Annotated in this window: 10 protein-coding genes; 6 read left to right on the top strand and 4 right to left on the bottom strand. The window is 56.3% G+C overall.

The window, feature by feature from the left end; translation table 11 throughout:
- Positions 1 to 23: 23 nt before the first annotated feature.
- Positions 24 to 821, bottom strand: a complete 798-nt coding sequence (locus NB063_RS16595) for a CerR family C-terminal domain-containing protein (protein ID WP_250929865.1) — start codon at positions 819 to 821, stop codon at positions 24 to 26.
- Between the two features lie 188 nt (positions 822 to 1,009).
- On the opposite strand from NB063_RS16595, the gene acs reads away from it, so the two are divergent.
- The 4 genes from acs (at position 1,010) to NB063_RS16575 (ending at position 7,906) form a co-directional block, all read left to right on the top strand.
- Positions 1,010 to 2,983 (top strand): acetate--CoA ligase, encoded by a 1,974-nt coding sequence (acs, locus tag NB063_RS16590; RefSeq protein ID WP_250929864.1) that lies wholly within the window; start codon positions 1,010 to 1,012, stop codon positions 2,981 to 2,983.
- On the top strand, positions 2,984 to 5,143 hold the full coding sequence (locus NB063_RS16585) for a serine/threonine-protein kinase (RefSeq protein ID WP_250929863.1): 2,160 nt from the start codon (positions 2,984 to 2,986) through the stop codon (positions 5,141 to 5,143).
- 6 nt (positions 5,144 to 5,149) lie between these two features.
- Positions 5,150 to 6,061, top strand: a complete 912-nt coding sequence (locus NB063_RS16580) for an EamA family transporter (protein WP_250929862.1) — start codon at positions 5,150 to 5,152, stop codon at positions 6,059 to 6,061.
- A gap of 753 nt (positions 6,062 to 6,814) precedes the next feature.
- Positions 6,815 to 7,906: a sialate O-acetylesterase gene (locus NB063_RS16575; protein WP_250929861.1), complete on the top strand. Its 1,092-nt coding sequence runs from the start codon at positions 6,815 to 6,817 to the stop codon at positions 7,904 to 7,906.
- A 635-nt stretch (positions 7,907 to 8,541) separates the two neighbouring features.
- Here NB063_RS16575 and NB063_RS16570 read toward each other — a convergent pair.
- From NB063_RS16570 to NB063_RS16560, 3 genes are all read right to left on the bottom strand, one after another.
- On the bottom strand, positions 8,542 to 9,882 hold the full coding sequence (locus NB063_RS16570) for a right-handed parallel beta-helix repeat-containing protein (RefSeq protein WP_250929860.1): 1,341 nt from the start codon (positions 9,880 to 9,882) through the stop codon (positions 8,542 to 8,544).
- Between the two features lie 389 nt (positions 9,883 to 10,271).
- Positions 10,272 to 10,505, bottom strand: a complete 234-nt coding sequence (locus NB063_RS16565; protein WP_250929859.1) for a hypothetical protein — start codon at positions 10,503 to 10,505, stop codon at positions 10,272 to 10,274.
- Positions 10,506 to 11,009: 504 nt separating this feature from the next.
- On the bottom strand, positions 11,010 to 12,632 hold the full coding sequence (locus tag NB063_RS16560) for an FAD-dependent oxidoreductase (RefSeq protein WP_250929858.1): 1,623 nt from the start codon (positions 12,630 to 12,632) through the stop codon (positions 11,010 to 11,012).
- 1,328 nt (positions 12,633 to 13,960) lie between these two features.
- Here NB063_RS16560 and NB063_RS16555 point away from each other — a divergent pair.
- The gene (locus tag NB063_RS16555; RefSeq protein WP_250929857.1) at positions 13,961 to 15,202 is read left to right on the top strand and encodes a DUF1559 family PulG-like putative transporter; all 1,242 of its coding nucleotides are present in this window, start codon (positions 13,961 to 13,963) and stop codon (positions 15,200 to 15,202) included.
- Positions 15,203 to 15,360: 158 nt separating this feature from the next.
- A complete protein-coding gene (locus tag NB063_RS16550) occupies positions 15,361 to 15,546 on the top strand; it encodes a hypothetical protein (RefSeq protein WP_250929856.1) in 186 nt (61 codons plus the stop codon).
- Positions 15,547 to 15,621: the final 75 nt, after the last annotated feature.

Here is a 15,621-nt window from a genome sequence, read left to right as displayed (position 1 = left end):
AAACGCTTCGTTGATGTTCGTTTTTAGGCCGTGTGACCTGTTGCCGGCTGAGCAGAATCGTGCTCGTTGCCGTGGTCCGAGTTACTGTCGCGGTCAATTTGCTGGCGGACGCTGACAATGTCGGCCCGCCCACAAGCGGCGAGCGTTGCGGCGGTGATCTGTCGACACAGCGATTCCGGGTCGTAGTACTTCGCCCGCGTTTCGGAATCGACGAGTTGTTCGATGACCGGTTTTCCGACGAGGTAATGCAAGCACTGCCCGACCACCCCGAAGGCGGTCTGCGAGACCAACGCCTCACTTTGCCAAGACCGCGTCGGCTCCGCGTCGGCCGTGTTCAAGGGAGCGATCAGTTGCTCAATCGTCTGACAAAGTGCGTCGTGGATCGGTTGGAAATATTCGCGGATCACCTCGCTCAATGCGGTGGTGGGTTGCTGGATTTCTCGCATCATTAACATCGCTTCCCATCCGTTGTCGGCGGCGAGCATCCGGGAGAGCAATGTGCGGACGAGCTTCCGCAGAGTTTCCTGAGGAGGATCGTTTCCGACAATGGGAGCCGGAAATTCACGCTGACGTCGATTTCGGATATCCGCCAGCACGGCACGATAAAGCCCCATCTTGTCGCCAAAGTAATAATTGACCGCAGCGACGTTCACCTCCGCAACTTTGGCGATTTCTCGCACCGGCGCCCGGTCAAAACCGCGTTGGGCGAAAACCGGACCGGCCGCCGAGATCAATCGGGCCGTCGGATCACCGGCCATGGCGAGATCGTCGGTAACAGACGCCTCATCGGAAACGGGTGGATCGTGCTGGGATGAAGGCATGCTGAACGCGGAAGAGGAGGAAAGGAGTCGTTGGGACGCGCTGACAGACATAGCATGACTAGCCGGAGCCAAAAGTTAAACACCTGTTTCAAACATTCGTTTTGATTTACCTACCCCATGCTTTTCGCGCCAGATGCTAGACTGTGAACTTTCCATTTCCCGCCTCTCCCTCTCCCCCAAGATTGCTGATGTCCGCAACGCCCGCCGACGCTTCTCAAGGTGGCTCGATCGACCACGTTTTGACCGAAGACCGCTTGTTCCCGCCATCCGCCGAATTCGCCAAAAACGCCGTCATTTCGACTGTCGAGCAGTACGAATCGCTCTATGCAGCGGCCAGGGACACCCCCGACGCGTTCTGGCGTGACCAAGCCAACGAGCACCTGCACTGGTTCGAACCGTTCGGTGATGTCTGCCAATGGGAGGCGCCCGACGCAAAATGGTTCATCGGTGGAAAAACGAATGCGAGCTACAACTGCGTCGACGCCCACGTCGAAGCCGGTCGCGGCGACAAGGTTGCGATCATTTGGGAAGGCGAACCGGGCGACCAACGCACGCTGACCTACCGCGAACTGCAAACCGAAATCGCTAAATGTGCCGAGGCATACGAGCAACTCGGCATCGGCGAAGGCGACGTGGTGAGCATCTACATGCCGATGACGCCCGAACTCGCCATCGCGATGCTCGCCTGTGCCCGAATCGGCGCGATCCATTCGGTCATTTTCGCCGGGTTCAGCGCCGAGTCGATCGCCGATCGCAACAACGACGCCTCCGCTAAACTGATGATCACCTCCGACGGCCTGTACCGTCGCGGCAAAGTCCTGCCTCTCAAACAAACTGTCGACGAGGCTCTCGAAAAATCCACAACCGTCGAAAAATGTTTGGTCCTCCGCCGCACCGGTGGCGATGACACCCCGATGCAATCCGGACGTGACGTGTGGTGGCATGACGTCGTCGACTCGCAACCCGGCAAACTGCCCGCTAAACCGCTCGAAAGCGAAACGCCGCTGTTCATCCTGTACACCTCCGGCAGCACCGGAAAACCCAAAGGCATCCTCCACACCACCGCGGGCTACAATTTGTGGGCCCGCCGAACGTTCGAATGGGTTTTCGATCACCGCGACGACGATATCTACTGGTGCACCGCCGACTGCGGCTGGATCACGGGACACTCGTATATTGTGTACGGCCCCTTAACCGCGGGCGCAACCTGCCTGATGTATGAAGGCGCCCCGAACCATCCGGCCGAAGACCGGTTCTGGGAACTCGTCGAAAAATACAAAGTCACCATTCTCTACACCGCACCGACCGCCGTCCGCGCCTTCATCAAGTGGGGCGACGAGCACGTCGACAAGCACGACCTCTCGAGCCTGCGATTGCTCGGCAGCGTCGGCGAAGGCATCAACCCCGAAGCCTGGATGTGGTACCACGAAAAGATCGGCGGTGGCCGTTGCCCGATCGTCGACACATGGTGGCAGACCGAAACGGGCGGCATCATGATGAGCCCATTGCCCGGCATCACTCCGACCAAACCGGGGTCCTGTACCAAACCGTTGCCCGGAGTCATCCCAAAAATCGTCGATGAAATCGGCAACGAAGTCGACAGCGAAAACGGCGGCAAACTTTGTATCTCCCAACCATGGCCGGGAATGCTGCGTGGCATTTGGGGTGATCCCAAACGATTCGTCGAACAATATTTCATGGACGTTCCGGGACAATACCTGACCGGCGACAACGCGCGGCGCGACAACGACGGTTACTACTGGATCATGGGACGGATCGATGACGTGATCAATGTCTCGGGGCACCGGCTGAGCACGATCGAGGTGGAGTCCGCATTGGTTTCGCACCCGAACGTTTGTGAAGCTGCTGTCGTCGGCCGCCCTGACGACCTCAAAGGTCAGGCCATTGCAGCCTTCGTCACAACGACTGACCGCGAGATCAACGACGAGTTTTTAAAGGAACTCAAACTCCACGTCCGAAAACAGATCGGTGCGTTGGCACAACCCGACGACATCCGTTTCACATCGGCATTGCCCAAAACGCGGAGCGGAAAAATCATGCGACGCTTGTTGCGCGATGTCGCCGCCGGACGTGAACTCGCAGGCGACACTTCCACCCTTGAAGACCTCGCCTCGATTGCGCAACTACAAGAGAAGGATTAGATGGAGTCGCGTCGCTCTAACGATAGCGAGACGCTGGGAGCCCGAATCAAAACCGGTACCAATCGTCGATTGGTGTCGTGGCTGGCGGCAGCCTATCTCGTCGTGATGTTCACGACGATGATTTGGGTCACCCAAGTCTTAGATCGTTCGATGCGACGACTGGCTGGGCGTTCAATCCAGTCAATATTGGTTGGCAACGTGGCTCGCGTTCGACTGCACTTCGTCGAACTCGAGCGGGAGGCGGAACAACTCCTCGCAAAACCAGCGATTCGGCAAGCGTTCACCCAATCGCTTACCGACTTCGAAGCGAGCGACAAAGACGCCCTTTCCAACGGATCATCTGCCTACGTCGAGAAACTCGACAAACTGATTCCACCGCACCCGCGAGCAATCGGGTGGGTCCTGACAGACCGCGACGGACACACTGTCGCGTCCAATGATTCGTCACGCATCGGCACAGATTGCCACTGGTCCGATCTCAATCGAAACCATCTGCTCCGGGACGTCTCCACACTCGTCCTGCCGCCCGCCCCGGTCGACGCTCCCGTCCAACCGACGCTGATGGTGCTGTCACCGCTGATCGAGCAAAGCCAACTCATCGGCACCTTCGGATGGGTAATCAATCCTCGCGGATACCTCAGCGCCCACATGTCGATCACTCCGACGGACGCAACCTACCTGTTCGACAGACGTGCCCGCATGCTGACCCGAAGCCGATTCGAAGACCGACTGTCGCATTTCGTTTCGACCGACGTCCCTCCGGGCTCCGCCACGCCGTGGCCCCCCGTCCTCATTCGCGACCCCGGCACCTACCTCAGTTCACCGGACGAAATTTCGCCCGAGGAACTCGCCGATCGACCGTTGACCCGAATGGCAGACCGAGCGACACGCGGTTCCTCTGGCGTCGACACCGATGGATACAATGACTACCGAGGAGTTCAAGTCGTGGGTGCGTGGCAGTGGCTGCCCGAATACGACCTCGGAATGGCAATGGAGATCGATGCGGACGAAGCATTCGGCCCCGTCAAAATTCTCCAACGTGTGATCGTCGGTCTGTTCGGATTGCTCACCTTGGCCGGGCTATGCGTCGCCGGATTGGCACTGTGGTCCGCCCGACTGCAACAGCGTTTACAAGACCGCGACCAAGGTCGACGGCGTCTAGGACAATACGAACTAACCGAACTTCTGGGCGCCGGTGGCATGGGCTCGGTCTACCGCGGTCGCCATCAATACCTCCGCCGCGACGTTGCGATCAAAGTACTCGAAGGCGAAGACCTTTCACCACAATCGATCGAACGATTCCGCCGCGAAGTGCAACTGACCTCGACGCTCCGCCACCCCAACACGATCGCGATTTACGATTACGGGCAAGCCCACCGACTGTTTGCGGAACGTTCGCCCAAGGGGACACACGACACTGACAGCGTGTTCTACTACGTGATGGAATACATCGATGGGATTTCGCTGCAACAACTCATCGATTTCTACGGACCTCAAAATCCCGCCCGTGTGGTTCACCTGTTGTTGCAAATCTGCGGGTCGATTGCCGAAGCCCATGACGCTGGCCTGATCCACCGTGATATTAAGCCCGCAAACATCCTGCTTAGCGCACAAACGAACTCTTGGGATTTCATCAAAGTGCTCGACTTCGGTTTGGTCAAGGACCTCGGCCGGGTCGAAGACACCGTGGCGATCACGATGACTCGCAGTGACGCGATCACGGGCACACCACTCTACATGGCGCCCGAAACGATTCGCGATCCTTCCGCGGCGAGCATGTCGGGCGATTTGTATTCGATCGGCGCGGTGGGATACGCCTTGCTTACCGGGCAAACAACCTACGACGGCGACTCTGCGATTGACCTGTGCTTAAAACAACTCGAACGCGCACCGGTTCGTCCCGAAACCCGACTCGGACGCGTCTTGCCCAATGGCCTGCAAGACCTAATCATGGAGTGCCTCTCGCTGCATCCCGAAGCACGCCCCTCCTCGGTGAATGAACTCGTTGCCCGGCTCGACGCCCTGCCTGAATCGAGCCGATGGAACCAAGCTGACTCCGCGTTGTGGTGGGAAACGGTATTTGAAGCCAATCGCCAACGCACACCGGTTGAGACGAAGAACCCGACGCTCGCCGACCACCCTCTCAATTCAGCACCGTAGCCCAATATGTCATGGATGATCCTGACGCTCGTTTCAGCGTTGATGCTGGGTCTATACGACGTCGCCAAGAAAGTTTCCGTTCGTGGAAATGCCGTTCCCATGGTGCTCCTGGTCAGTGTCAGCGTTAGCGCGATCATCTGGACGGTGATGCTGTTGGTGCAAACCTTCCTCCCCTCGATTAAGTTCCCACGTTTGCTAGAAGTCGATGCGATCGATGGCATCGAACATCTCGCGCTTGCGGCGAAAGCGGTCCTGGTTGGCGCGTCGTGGATCCTCGCGTTTTTCTCACTTAAAAATCTGCCGCTTTCGATCGCCGCACCAATCCGAGCAACCAGCCCGTTGTGGACACTTTTCATTGCGATCGTCTTCCTGACCGAACGGCCCGCACCTCTGCAATGGATCGGCATCGCCGTCGTGCTCGGGTCGTTCTGGGCCTTATCCCTCGTCGGCGCTAAAGAGGGAATCCGATTCCGCACCGACCGCGCCGTTTGGTGGATGATCGTGGCAACCGTTTTGGGTGCATGCAGTTCGGTCTACGACAAACTTCTGCTCCAAGAATTCGGCTTGCGTCCCGCGACGGTGCAGGCGTGGTTCAGCGTTTATCTCGTCCCCGTGATGGTGCCGCTGGCGCTGCGATGGTATCGCGTGCAACAACACGGTGCGCCGGAAAAACAGATCCGCTTTGAACTGCGAACCTCCGTCCTGCTGATCAGCCCGCTGCTGCTCTCCGCTGACATGGCCTACTTTTCTGCCCTCGCCGACCCCGACGCGCTGATTTCGATCGTCTCACCACTCCGTCGCTCCAGCGTCGTGGTGGCACTGATTTTTGGCAGTCGCATGGCAGGCGAAGTCAACATCTTCCACAAAGCCGCCTGCGTACTCGGCATCCTCACCGGTATCGTGCTGTTGATGATCTAACTGGAATAGAGGTTGGACCAAGCGAACCGAAGCAATTGATCTCTCTTGACGACGATTGCTGATGAGTCCCTACGCCAGACGTCGCCTATTAGACGAATGACCACGAAGAGGCATTCAACCCCGGATCCCCCAATCCCACCGATAGGGAATGAAAGCTCCTGCAGATTTTGCGAACGGGCGGACCCGCGATGGGCAAAGCGTTTCCGAACGAGACCGCCTGTACTTTGAAATTGGCAATCCTGTAAGACGAAACAGACAAAGATCTTGTCGTTCACAATGAATCATATCCATCGCACGTCGATCGAGCGTCATGTGCGGCCGAGTCGACGCAGCGGCCATGAGTGCAACACCTGCTCTCGTTGGCGTTCAAGGGATCACCCGCAAAACTTGCTGTGCAAGCCCTTTCGATGCAGCCCGCATCAACGGATGAATTGAAACTGATACGGCTGCTGGTCAACGATCTCGCAAAGGGGAAATGTACGTCGATTCCCTGGTTCATCTGATTACCCGGACGCACCACAAAACGCTCTAGGACTCAAATTCGCAGGGGGGGTCCGCATTGCATTGACAAAGACGATGTTGTTTCCCCAAAACCGATGGTTCAGCATGTTATGATAAGCCCGATTGAACATGCATGAAAAACCAAAGCGTCAGCGAACTGCAGCGCATAGAACATCACCAACGGTGTTGCGGGCTTCTTTCCACTTGGCAAAACATCGTCTGACACCAACCTTGGCTACAAGTGATTTCACTATGAAGAAGCAACTTTCGATCGCGTCGATATTCGTTGCCACAGCGATCCTTTTCACAATACCCCTCACCGCCAACGAGCTCCCCGACCCCGACGGCAAACCTGCGGACATGACTCAGAAGGTGAAGGTTTTCATCATCATGGGCCAGTCCAACACGCTTGAAATGGGCAAGGTCAAAGGCGACGCGGAAGGCTCACTCGAGCATGCGGTCAAAGTCGAAGAACTCTACCCGTTCATGGTCGACGACTCGGGCAACTGGACCGTCCGCAAAGACGTTCGCAACGTGCACGTGATGGGCAGTGGTGGCCCCGGCAAGACGAGCGTCAAACGAAACGATTGGCTGACCGTTTCCGGCGGCAAGATCGGTATCGAAACCGGCATCGGACATCACCTCGGCAACGCTTTGGACGAACCGGTGCTGATTCTTAAAAGTTCGATCGGCAATCGCAGCCTCGGTTGGGATCTGCTTCCACCAGGCAGCCCATCGTACGAATTCGAGATGGAAGTGAAGAACCGGGAGACAAAGCAATTAGAGAAGACGACGTTTGTCTTCGCCGGCTACGGTCAGAGTCCGGATAAGTGGGAAAAGGGGACCGAGCCCAAACCGATCGGCTGGAAGGCAGGCGTGCAGTACGACGGCGATGTCGCTCGTGCGAAAGATGTGTTAAAAAACCTGAATGACTTCTACCCCGATGCAACTGGCTACGAAATCGTGGGCTTCTTCTGGTGGCAGGGAGACAAGGACCGATACAACACCGGTCACGCCGCAATGTACGAGAAGAACTTAAATAACCTGATCGCTTCGCTGCGAAAAGACTTCAATGCCCCTAAAGCTAAGTTCGTATGCGCAACTCTCGGTCAAACGGATAAGGAAAAAGCAGAGGGAAACGAAAAGCTGATCATCGACGCCATGTTCGCCATCAGTAACCCGCAAAAGTATCCGGTCCTCGAGGGCGATGTCGCCACGGTTTACACCAATCCGCTGAGCATGGGTGGTGCCTCCAATAGTCACTATGGCGGAAACGCGAAGACGTACATGAACGTCGCCCTTGGCATGGGTAAAGCCATGGTTGAACTAATTAAGAACGAGTAGATCGGATCTTCGAACGTGGCAGGCAACTCAGTCACTCAATCGGACATCACGCAACGTCATGAAAACGGAATCGATGAACGTGTTTTGCAGCGGGGCATTTGTTGTGCTGCAAACCGTAAAAGCTTTCATGACTTAAATCCGTAGTTGAGTCCACGTATCTTTTCTTAGACGGAGATCACAGAAATGAGGTGCGACAGAAATCTCGGTGACTTTCGTGCCCTCTGCGGTTCAATTGACCGCGTAGCAGTTCCGCCGGACGCTGACCGAAGGTTTCGCGGGGCAATCACTGGAAGTCCGATGGTCCAACACAGCGAAGTGTTATGTGAGCTGCGTCTCGATATCAACCGATATCGAATACGCGTGCTCGGACGATCTCAGGGCACCTCAGTCAACGTCCGATCAGAGAAGAGGGCAAACCACGGAGAACGCGAAGGCAAAAAGATCACAAGACGCACCATTTGATCCCGCCCTTGAGTTTGACCGCGTTGAAACGGAGCAGCCCCCGTCCTCCTCGCCTCAAAGCGACATGTCCGTCAGCAACTGAGCTTCCTAAACTCCGGTGAGTTGGTTGCCTAACTCGGGTTTGTGACGGGAACCACCGCGTGTCCGTGGCTCACGTTGCTCCGGCGTTACGTTCAGCGAGTGGCGTTACTGGATCGTGACCGATGGTATCCAATGTTGGGATGAGTGCGGCTGTTCAGTAAATCTCCCAGCCCGTCCCAATCGGGACTCGGCTGCACATAGTCCGGTGACTGCCCAGCGTCTTCTTCGACGACCGTCGTCTCGTTAAGGACAACTTTTCCCCGCGCAGTCTTGCGATGGACCTGCCCGCAGGATGAAACGAGGCATTCACTGAGCGTCACCGGTTCCCTGGCCTGATCATCGGTCTGCACGGCCGCCTGGCGCAATTCGTGAAAGGTTGTCCGGTGAACCATGATCGGACCGCCGTTGCACCACAGCCCACAGGATGCCCACCCGGAAAAGCAATTCTCGAGCGTGGCGGCCTTCCAGATCCGGATGTTTCTTGAGTTGCCAAGCGCCACGCAGTCGACGAGCCGGACGTCGTTGACCTTCAAGTCAAACCCGCCGTCTTGGTTGCGGATGGCCCGACAACACACGAAGCGGACGTCTGACGCATTTCCTTCGACCACAAAGCCATCGCCGTTTTTGTACCTCTTCTTCTGAAGCGGCATTCTGTTGTTGCGTGCAAGGCAGTCCTCGAACAGGAACTCCGTGTTAGCAGCGCCACCATTATTCACGATAAAACCGAATGGAAACAGTTCTGTCTTCGTCTCCCAATCGCTGTCTCCCTCGGAGCAGTCTGCCGTGCACCGTCGCACAACGACACGGTTGCAGCCTTGGTCAAAGCGAAAACCATGCTTGGTGTACCGGCGGAGGTCGCAGTCCTGCAGCCGCAGGTTGTCGCAATCGGAAAGGTAGAATCCATGCCGAAATCTTTTCATGTCCACGTCATTGAAGACCAACTGCTCACAGCTTGCTCCATTCTTGGCCGCAGGCACCAGCACACAGATCTCGTAGTCTTCGATTCGCAGCCCCTCAAAAACCACATGCCCGACACCGGGCTCAATGCGTACCGCCGTCGCCCCTTTATCCGGCTTCTCCTCCGACCAAGACGATACGAAGACGGGCAGCCCCTCCCCGCGGTCCACGCCGACGATGGTCTTCGGCGATCCCGGAACGCCACCGCTGGAGATTGTCAGCCGAACGTCTCTATACGTCCCCCCACCCAACAACAACCGGTCGCCAGCCTCCATCGTTTCGTTTACCACACTAGATAGTGAATCTTGGTCGAACGCATTCTCCCAACTCGTGCCGTCGTTGCGTCCAGCGCCATGCGGGGTCAGGTAGATCTCGGCAGCACTGACCAGACGCGGTACGCAGATGATTGCAAGGAGGATCAACGCACTTTGCGTGATCGTTGAAAACTTAGCCGTACTGTTCACTTTCTTCTCCATCAGAGGTCGTCTCGTCCGTCGCTGAGCGACCACGAAACCGGGCGGCAACGTTACGTATTGTATTCAGATGTCACCGGATTCCTGGCTCCGGCTCACCTAATTGTTCTTCAATATGCTGTTGTGGCATTGGTGTCTATTCCCAGCCTCGCGATTTGGCACACTCTTTGACGCGCAAGAACGCTTGCTTGTCCTTTCCTTCGTACGTTTTTAGGCCAAGGGTTGCCAGGAATGATGCGAACGCTGGCGTCTTCACGAGATGGTATTTTGTCATTGTATTGACTTTCGCCGTGGGCATGTCACAAAGCCAGACGAAGTTGACCATCTGGTTGGAGTCAACGTGTTTGTCCCACGCGGCGAAGATGGCGTCGATGAATTCTGCTTGTTGCTGTTTAGAAACTCTTGCTGTCCCTTCCACGCGGGTACCCGACTTCCAGGAGGTACACCGATCTGTCGCCAGCAATCTGTACCAACTGATCGGGTTCGTTGCCAATGACGCTTGGTGGCCGAACCGTAAAATCGTTATTGAGCGGATAGTAGGTGACCATGACAGCGTCAGCCAATTGGTTGATCGCTCTAATTTCATTCTTCTGCGTGTTGACGGTCGCTGGCCAAGTGGTTTTCACACCAACTGGAATGCCAGGATCTGTCGTTGCTGAGTTGCTGTGCTGTGGAGACGTCCTTTTGAGCCTGCGGGTCGGAGCAACCCACCAACGAAAGAATCCACACGATGACGAGGCGAGTGGACACGAGACTGCAAGTATTCCTTTGCTGGCCAACGGCGAGCAGAACCGAGCGACCTTCGACCTTCAATTGGTTTCTACCGCCCCAAGAACCGGATCGATCACTTGGGGTGATGCCATAATTCCATCGTCATTTGTGGCGAAAACGTTGGTCGACGGCCATCGCGATGGATCTTACAGCGGAATCTGCAAAGAGTGCAAATTCGAACACCGCGACCGCGTAACAGCTGCTCCGGGCAAAAATTTGCCACAGAGAAAATTTGCCACAAAGAACACGGAGAGCACCGAGAAGAGACGCGATAGGAATCTTGGTGGCCTTCGTGCGTTTATTATCGTGGATCGGCAGAGCGATCCACGACATTCGAGCACTTGTTCTACCGTTCGTTACTACGGCACGAGGATCTGCCCGTCTTTGAGAAGCTGCTGACTCAATTTTTCATAGGGAACATCTTGAACGGATGAATCGCCATTGATGGCCAACACCGCCGCTGTCGCCGAGGCCTGTCCGAGCATCATGTAGACCGGCTCCATTCGGATCGATCCATAGGCGCTGTGCGAAGCGGAGATACAGGTCGTCACGAGCAGGTTGGAGCATTCCTCGGCTTTGGGAGTGATCGCGAGATAGCTGATTCCATAAGGACCACCGACGCCCGTCCATTTTGGCGTGTCCGCGTGCAGGGCTCCGTCCGCATCGACCCAAAGCTGAGTCGGATGGCTGTCCATCCCATACGACCCGAGAGCGACTGGATCCTCGACCTTGCGTTTTTTCCGCAGCTCGTGTTCCGTCATCACCATCCGGCCCAACATCCGGCGCCCTTCGCGAACATACAATTGATGCGGGAAGTGCCCGTTGTCGACAAACTCATCTTTGGCGAACCCGAGTTTCGCGGCTCGGCGTCGGACGTTCTCCGGGACGCGTGGATGATTCGCCAGCGTCCAGAGGAAACCCTTGTGATAGCGAATGTGAGCGTCGGTGATTTCCTTGCGTTTCTCGTAGTCGGCATCCGGGTAGTCGTCGCACATGCCGATGTAGTCGGTTGAAATCCAGCCCGCCTTGTTAGTATCGGTCTTGTTGTTGGGGATGGGGTTGGAGCCAAGTGGAACGTTTCGCGTGTTTCCAGCTTGAAACCAACGCAACAGCAATTCGTACTCCGATTCGTCATATCCTTCGGGCTTTTCAAACGGCACCCGATTCTCTGGCACACTGGTTAGACAAAGCCGGTAATTGTAAGCCTGGACTCGCTTATCGCCGTCTCCATTCTTGCCAACAACATCGGGTTGAAGCCCCTTGATGATGCCACTGCTCGGATCTCCGGGGATGACATAAGGGTCCAGTGGCTTGGGGCCGCGACGAGGGGGTTCGGTCGCTTGGACGCCGTTGATGCTTTCGCCGTACTGCGAGTTCGGCTCGCGTCCGATGGTGTAGGAAACCCCCGCCTCAGCCATTAGGTCGCCTTCATAGCTGCAGTCGATAAACACCTTGGCGGCGAACTCCCGCCCTGATTCCATTCGAATGCTGACGATGTTCGCCCCTTCCTTTTTGACTCCATCGTTCAGATCGAGTCTTTCGCCATAAACGACGGGAACCCTGGCTTCTTCAAGCATCTCGTTGAGTTTGAGTTCCGCAACATGGGGTTCGAACACGAACCAAGCATCTTCCGTGACCCGGTCCCCCTTCCACTGGTACTCATCCTTGTCCTGAAACTTCCAGTGTGCCGGGTCCTGATACCAATCGCGAATCGATTGATAGAACTCACGAGTCACGCCACCGATGCTGGCTTGTTTGCCAATATCCGTGTTGCCCAAACCGCCCGACGTCATGCCTCCGATCGTTTGTCCGGGTTCGATCAAAACCACACTCTTGCCCATGCGGGCAACCTGCACGGCAGTCACGACTCCTGACGCAGTCCCGCCATAGACACAAACATCCGTCGAAGTCTGCTCCGCGGAGCAGATGGACGCTACGACTAGCTGGAGAAGAATAGGAAATAGAATGAGCAAGCGTTTCATTAGGGTACGATCACTTTCCGTCATGGTCTTGTTGGATTGCCAGTTGAATGGATTCGTTATTGCGAAACAGCACTGATTGATTCGCCGCCGTTTGCGTCCTGACAACAACCAGTGCCAAGAAACTTTTCCAGGTATCGGGCCATGTTTCCTCGGCCTGCTGGGTGAGCGGAGAGCGAGTGTCCCACCCTTCAGTCGCTCGGCACCTTTCGATTGTCTGCCGTTGGTTATTTGTCTTCGGTGGCAAAAACGCCCGCTGACCGTCATGGCGATTGATCTTACCGCAGAATCCGCAGGCAGTGCAAATTCAGGCGTATCGACAGCTCAGCGCCGGCTCTGGGAACGAATCCGCCACAGAGGACACAGGGAGAGCACCGAGAAGAGGCGAGACTGGATCCTCGGTGACCTCTGTGCCCAACGTGGCTCAAACCCGCTTCCGCCCAAGTCGCCAAGCCCAGGTCCAACGCATGATGCTCCTCGACGCAAATTCGACACGCGTCTCAAGGGACCGTCGAACTCCATCCTTCGTGCTCTTCGAATCCTTCGTGGTGGTCTCATCCGAACAATAACGCACTCGTCGAACGATGGAATTTACGCCGCGTGGGGAGCCGATCGCTCGGTTTCAGGGATGTCAAAGCCGAATACATCTTTGGCTGGCCCGATGACTCGGGAAGTGTTCTCGCCGTTTTAATCGGAAGCTGTCGCCATTCGGAACGCCCCACGAGTAACTGATTTGCAATCGCCCATGGTGCTCAGTATACGGTGAGAGAGTGGGCGGAAGACCTGCCTCTCCAAAACCGTGAGTGAGGCATAGCGCACAGATGCCGCGGAAGTGGACGTGTGTCATCGACAGCGTCACCAAAAGGTGCCACGTATTCTTTTATGCCAAGTTGTGTTGTTTGCTACGGCGGCCATGTCTGGGGCGATTGGGCGGCGTACTAGATTCCATTTGCGGAGCAAATGGGCGACGGTGGGTGAGCACGAACCTGTTACGTGCTGCATGACGGATACGTTGGACACGTTCTGAAACTGCCTTACAAACGGACGTTGGGAAGCTGCACCGACCAATCGCTAGACGCGCGTTCACGCTGGTTGCGCACCAAGCATCTCCGGTGTGCGCATCTATGCGAGGAACCGATTGATTCATCCAATATGAAAGTAAGGCACCAACCTAAATTGAGCGAAGATGTCGAACTGCAACCTTCGAGTTCTTTCGACTTAGTGCCTCGCCCCCAAGTCGCACGGTCCTTAGCACAGCAGGCTGAGATTTCGCATTACGTAGAGCATTCGCTCGTTTCGACCCTAATACTTGTTTTTGCGGAAAGTGAATCGTGGCTAGAAAAAGACTGAATCGTGGTTTCACGTTGGTGGAACTGCTAGTGGTGATCGCGATTATTGGCGTGCTCGTGGGGCTCTTGCTGCCCGCGGTTCAGGCCGCTCGCGAGGCGGCCCGACGGATGAGCTGTAGTAACAACTTCAAGCAGATCGGCTTGGCGATACACAATTACCACTCGACCTATCAGCAGTTGCCGAACCAAGGCGGAGGGACCTACACCAGTACCAGGCGAGAATATGCCCCCGGAAGCAATAGTCTTGAACTATCCGCGTTGGTCGGGCTTACGCCGTTCATTGAACAGCAAGCACTCTGGGAGCAAATCTCGAATCCCTACCAAGTCCCCGCTGGGGAAATTGGTGCTGGCAACATCTACGCTCCCATGGGGCCTTACCCCGGCCGCGTGTTCAGCCGTCTCGTTACGGCGACGGCTGGTCCGTACGATCCTTACGAATCAGATGTCCCAACCTTCCGATGCCCCAGCGACCCTGGTATCGGGCTTCCCGCGATGGGACGCACCAATTACGGGGTGTGCATGGGAGACTCGGTGCACCGGACTAATTACGGGGCAGCGTACTCGATCTATGGGGTGATGAATTCGTCGGCAGTCATCCAATCCGCGAATGTCAGCAATCGAGGCTTTTTCAAGTGCCAGCTCAAATCCTCATTTCGCGATGTGCTCGATGGCTTGTCTAACACGATCGCGATGGGCGAGTTCATTACCGACCTTGGCGATGATGACAAACGCTCAAGGCATGTGAATGGCACAACCGGGGCAACGGGACCGATCAAATCGCCCGGCGGCGCGATCGCTTGCGAGTCGTTTGTCGATCCTGAGCGACCTTTGTTTTGGGGCCCCAGTGCACCATTCGCCAGCAATCCAAACGTCGACAACCGACGTGGTTATCGCTGGGCCTGGGGACTGCATATCCACACCGGGGTCTACACGGTCCTGCCTCCCAACCGTGAGTTGTGTTTCGACCAGGACTGGTACCAGTCCGAGGGATTGTGCCCACCGAGCAGCCGACACCAAGGGGGCGCTCATATCTTGATGGGCGATGGTGCCGTGAAATTCATCACGGACTCCATCGAGGCGGGAAGCCCGTCAACCCGAGCCATGGTCTCAGACGCGTCCGTCAACACGGACCCATTGTCGGTTGCCGGTTCAGCGAGCCCCTTCGGGCTATGGGGATCTCTTGGAACTCGCGCTTCCTCGGAAGTAATCAGCGAAGCGTTTTGACGCGACGCACCAACCTGTCGACGGCGTGCCTGGATCACCGGGCACGCCTGCGTGCCAACGATTGTTTTTATGTTTCCTTGTGCCGCAGAGCGACGGAATCCGATTCGTCCCTCTAGAACTGGCCTATCTTCTTACTCTTTTTTAGCCTCGAGTTCGTCATGCAGATTCGCATCTGTTCCTTTCTTGTTTTGATATTGTCGGTGGTAGGCTTCGCGGGCTGTGCGGACGAGAAACCGGCCCGAACCTACAGCGCGTCCGATATCGAGCAATTGCTGAAGGAACATCCGGAGTTAAACGATGCACCGCCGGAAGAGTTTCGCGTCAAGGGAGAAAGCTACGATTGACGAGAAACGCGGCCGGCACGCGAGGAGATTCCATATCAATCTTTCTGCAGGGCCATTCTAAGCTCGACTTTTTCC

The sequence above is a fragment of the Aporhodopirellula aestuarii genome, from assembly GCF_023701485.1.
Classification (GTDB): domain Bacteria; phylum Planctomycetota; class Planctomycetia; order Pirellulales; family Pirellulaceae; genus Rhodopirellula; species Rhodopirellula aestuarii.
This window is presented reverse-complemented; position numbering and strand designations above follow the sequence as displayed.

Bases quoted from the DNA above. Each gene is read 5' to 3' on its own strand.
- NB063_RS16550 (WP_250929856.1), top strand. From the start codon at position 15,361: ATGCAGATTCGCATCTGTTCCTTTCTTGTTTTGATATTGTCGGTGGTA.
- acs (WP_250929864.1), top strand. From the start codon at position 1,010: ATGTCCGCAACGCCCGCCGACGCTTCTCAAGGTGGCTCGATCGACCAC.
- NB063_RS16570 (WP_250929860.1), bottom strand. From the start codon at position 9,882: ATGGAGAAGAAAGTGAACAGTACGGCTAAGTTTTCAACGATCACGCAA.
- NB063_RS16560 (WP_250929858.1), bottom strand. From the start codon at position 12,632: ATGAAACGCTTGCTCATTCTATTTCCTATTCTTCTCCAGCTAGTCGTA.
- NB063_RS16595 (WP_250929865.1), bottom strand. From the start codon at position 821: ATGCCTTCATCCCAGCACGATCCACCCGTTTCCGATGAGGCGTCTGTT.
- NB063_RS16580 (WP_250929862.1), top strand. From the start codon at position 5,150: ATGTCATGGATGATCCTGACGCTCGTTTCAGCGTTGATGCTGGGTCTA.
- NB063_RS16585 (WP_250929863.1), top strand. From the start codon at position 2,984: ATGGAGTCGCGTCGCTCTAACGATAGCGAGACGCTGGGAGCCCGAATC.
- NB063_RS16575 (WP_250929861.1), top strand. From the start codon at position 6,815: ATGAAGAAGCAACTTTCGATCGCGTCGATATTCGTTGCCACAGCGATC.